This is a genomic window from Stieleria sp. (assembly GCF_041595215.1).
GTDB lineage: Bacteria > Planctomycetota > Planctomycetia > Pirellulales > Pirellulaceae > Stieleria > Stieleria magnilauensis.
The window spans coordinates 1-4052 of sequence record NZ_JBFHKV010000819.1; the positions used below are offsets into that span (position 1 = coordinate 1).

Genomic DNA, 4052 nt, shown 5'->3' on the forward strand with positions numbered 1-4052 from the left:
CACGCGAGTCGTGGAGAGCAACATTGATCTGCGGACCCAAGCGGTCGCGTTTCGAAATTTGGCCAAACTGACCCATTGGGCGGGGAAATTCGAGGAGGCTCGGAGAAACGCCGACGACGCCCTGCGGTTGCTGCCGTTGGACTTGGAAAGTCGGTACATCGTGGCGGACTGTTTGGTCCACGAGGGACAAATCGACGCCGCGATCGAGCAGTACACTGAATTATTCAAAATCGGAAACTTCGATCGAGCTTGTCGTCCGTTTGGTGAGCTTTTGGCCATGCAAGGCCACACCGAGGCGGCGAAGGGGTATTTGATGCAAGCCGTCTTCGTCAGTCAGGGGCTGCGGCAAGCGTCGGCCTACGAGTCACTGGGCCGCTTGCACGAATCCCTCGGCGAGAATGAGCTGGCCGCAGAATGCTTTGAAAAAGCGGCTCAACTGCGCCAGTAACGAGAGAGGTGGGATCCGCTTCCAGCCCGTCGGGTTCGTGAGCCGACGGCGCTGCCCCATTGCTGCTTACTTGGTCACCACATGGGGTGCTTTTTGTTAGCGGCAGGGCGCGCGCCCTCCGGTCTTTCAAGGTCAAGCCCAACGGTTCGCGCCAGCCCGAGCGGCGGCACCACCGGACACTTGGACAGTGATCAAGGCCCCAATCTGGTCGATTTTCCGACGCATTTTCCCGGTAAATCAACGGCGTTTTGCGGCTCGTCGCGGGTCAGCCATTGTGTAGGGGTTGCCGCCACGTCACACTGGACGGGCCGGGACGACTGCGCTTGCAAACGGCTCGATCGCAATTTGCGATTTTGAGCAACGTACTCCCGCCAGCTGGGAAAGGCTCGCCCGCGGTAGCCGCCTTTCCCCGCTTAACTGTTTAACCACCGCCAAACGATTTGGACGACTGCGCCAGCGTGTTCGCTCGGCACAGTGACTCCGAAGCAACTTTTTCGGTTCGCGGATGCGTCCGCAGTCGGGGCGATTCAATCCGATCGCTCACCACCGATCACCCTTTTGTATAGATACAAACAGCCCATGACCGAAGCTTCCATCACCGCGACCCCGTTGCCCGACATCCAATCGACCGGCGACGGACGAAAGGTCGCGATCAATAAAGTCGGCGTGACCAACGTGCGGTACCCCATCTCCTTGCGGACGCCGGGCAAAGGAAAAGGCAACGAGTTCATTCACACCGTCGCGACGATCAACATGTTTGTTTCGCTGCCGCACGATGTGAAGGGAACCCACATGTCGCGGTTCCTGGAGGTGCTCAACGAATACCACGAAGAACTCAGCAGCGACGCGTTGCCGTTGGTGGCCAATCGGATGAAGGAGAAACTGGAGTCCGAGGACGCCTACCTGGAACTCAGCTTTCCGTACTTCGTCGACAAAAAAGCCCCCGTCAGCGGCCAGTCCGGAAAGCTGGACTTTGACGTCGCCTTTGAATTGGCCAGCAACGGAACCGATGACTTCGTGATGACGTTGAAGATCCCGGCGACCAGCCTGTGCCCCTGCTCCAAGGAAATCTCAGACTACGGCGCCCACAACCAACGCTGTGACATGACGGTCAAAGTCCGAATGGCCGAAGGCGTCCACTTGTGGATCGAAGAACTGTTCGGGATCGTCGAACAATGTGCTTCGACACAGGTGTTCAGCGTGTTGAAACGACCCGATGAAAAATGGGTCACCGAACGAGCTTACGAGAATCCCAAGTTCGTCGAAGACATCGTGCGTGACTTGGCCGTTGCACTCAACAACGACGACCGGATCGTCTGGTACCAGTGCAGCAGCGAAAACTACGAATCGATCCACAATCACAATGCGTACGCCTTCATCGAATGCGATAAACGCGAAGAGTGATCGTTTCGCGACCCGCCATCGAACACTGCAATAGGCTTCCAGCCTGTCGGTCGCGGGTCGGTTAGAATGGTCGGCTGCTGTCCCAAGCCTCCTGCTCAGCCGACCATGTCCTCCAAACTGATCCTTAGCGAACGAGCGATCGTCGAAACGGTCGCGGCGCTGCACCAACGCATTTCCGATCGCTTTCCCCGCAGTGGACTGTCCGATCTGTGCACCCAGTTGCTTGAGGTCGCCGAAAAGTCAGCCGTTCGGGCACAGGGGATTGGCGAGTCGGTCTGGTGGATTCGTATCTGCGGCTATGTGCTGGCCATCATGGTGATGGTACTGGTCGGTTCGATGATTTGGTTCGTCACCCACTCGGTCCGATTCAAAGATGAAGCGATCGGCTGGACCGATCTGATCGGAATGTTCGACGCGGGCGGAAACACGCTGATCGTGCTGGGCGCGACGCTCTACTTTCTGACAAGTCTAGAAATTCGCATCAAGCGTCGCCGCGCCTTGGTGGCCGTGCATGAATTGCGATCGATCGCACACGTCGTGGACATGCACCAGTTGACCAAAGATCCCGAACGGATGCTGGAACGTTATCGTCAAACCGACCATTCGCCAGCCGAAGCGATGAGCCCGTTGGAGCTGAACCGCTACCTGGACTACTGCACCGAAATGCTGTCCCTGATCGGCAAGATCGCAGCGCTCTACGTCCAGCGATTCAATGATTCCGCATCCGTCGCCGCGGTCAGCGAAGTCGAACAGCTGACGACGGGACTGTCGCGAAAGATCTGGCAGAAGATCGTGTTGCTGAGTGAAATCACCGAATTCCAGACGCGACACATTCGGATGGATCCGCCTGCAACCAAATCGGCGAATGTCGATCCGGAACCAGATCCAAACCGCGGCGGCGACGATTCCCAACGACCGCCGGATGACGGCGAATCGAATCGGTGATTAACAACTGACGTCAACCGGTTCACGCACGTTCGCGCGCAACGATCTTTAGCCGTTGCGGAAAGCAGGTAGGAAGATTTCGGAGGTAAGAAAATGATGAAGGACTCCATCAACTCGATTGAGCCAATCTTCCTATCCCCAAAATCTTCCTACCCCAAAATCTTCCTACCCAAAAATCTTCCTACCCAAAAAATCTTCCTACCTCTCCACCCAGCCACCGTGCCCTGCCGAATCGCACCCCACACCTGGCTGACTCGATCAACGAAATCACAAAAACGCGTCCGCAGGGCACAACCGGCTGCCCACCACTTCCTTCGCATCCTCGGACACCCCGCGAAAAACAGACGTCCGGCAAACCGACTCGGGTATAATCGTCAGTCCAGCCCTCCCCGCCTGTCCCACCTGATACCGTCATGCTGCGACTGATTCGCTTCTGTTTCCCGATCATCCTCGTGGGTCTGACGATCCAGTGGACGTCGACCGACACCGCGTCAGCCGACGAGCCGCTTCAGTTCAACCGCGACATCCGCCCGATCCTGTCGGAGAACTGTTACCACTGTCACGGCCCCGATGCTTCCGCTCGACAAGCCGAGTTGCGGTTGGACACCGAAGAAGGCGCGAAGGAATGGGCCGTCGTTGCAGGGGATGCCGAGTCCAGCGAGTTGGTGGCGAGGATCTTGAGCGACGATCCCGAGACATTGATGCCCCCGGCGGACAGCGAACGCGCGCTGACGGACAAGCAAAAACAATTGATTCGCCGCTGGGTCAACGAAGGCGCCTCCTACCAAGCCCATTGGTCCTTTCAAACGCCGCTCGCCCGCCCCGTGCCCGTGGTTGCCAGCGACCGGGCCGTCAACCCGATCGATCACTTCATTCTCCACCCGCTGCAACAACAATCGCTTCCACTTGCACCTGCCGCCGACAAAGAAACGTTGCTGCGCAGAATCACGTTCGACCTGATCGGGCTGCCGCCGACGATTGCCGAACTCGATGACTTTCTGGCCGACACCTCCACCGGAGCCATCGAAACAGTGATCGACCGGCTGTTGGCTGATCCTCGCTATGGCGAACGGATGGCCGCCGATTGGTTGGACGTGGCGCGGTACAGCGACACGTACGGCTACCAGGTCGATCGTGATCGCTTCGTGTGGCCCTACCGTGATTGGGTAGTCGATGCGTTCAATCGCAATCTTGGCTACGACCAATTCCTTCGCCAACAGCTCGCCGGTGATTTGTTGCCCGACGCGTCACGCGA

General features: G+C 58.0%; 4 protein-coding genes. All 4 read left to right on the forward strand.

Going from position 1 to position 4052, the window contains the following annotated elements; genetic code table 11:
* On the forward strand, window positions 1-448 hold a 448-nt coding region (locus ABX749_RS24665), incomplete at its 5' end, for a tetratricopeptide repeat protein (protein ID WP_372898331.1).
* A 579-nt stretch (window positions 449-1027) separates the two neighbouring features.
* Entirely contained in the window at window positions 1028-1852 is an 825-nt protein-coding gene (gene folE2 / locus ABX749_RS24670; RefSeq protein WP_372898332.1) for a GTP cyclohydrolase FolE2, read from the forward strand.
* Between the two features lie 105 nt (window positions 1853-1957).
* Window positions 1958-2797, forward strand: coding sequence for a hypothetical protein (locus tag ABX749_RS24675; RefSeq protein ID WP_372898333.1), 840 nt, complete (start codon window positions 1958-1960; stop codon window positions 2795-2797).
* A gap of 413 nt (window positions 2798-3210) precedes the next feature.
* On the forward strand, window positions 3211-4052 hold an 842-nt coding region (locus ABX749_RS24680; RefSeq protein ID WP_372898334.1), incomplete at its 3' end, for a DUF1549 domain-containing protein.

Coding starts and splice junctions, on each gene's coding strand:
- folE2 (WP_372898332.1), top strand. CDS start 1,028: ATGACCGAAGCTTCCATCACCGCGACCCCGTTGCCCGACATCCAATCG.
- ABX749_RS24675 (WP_372898333.1), top strand. CDS start 1,958: ATGTCCTCCAAACTGATCCTTAGCGAACGAGCGATCGTCGAAACGGTC.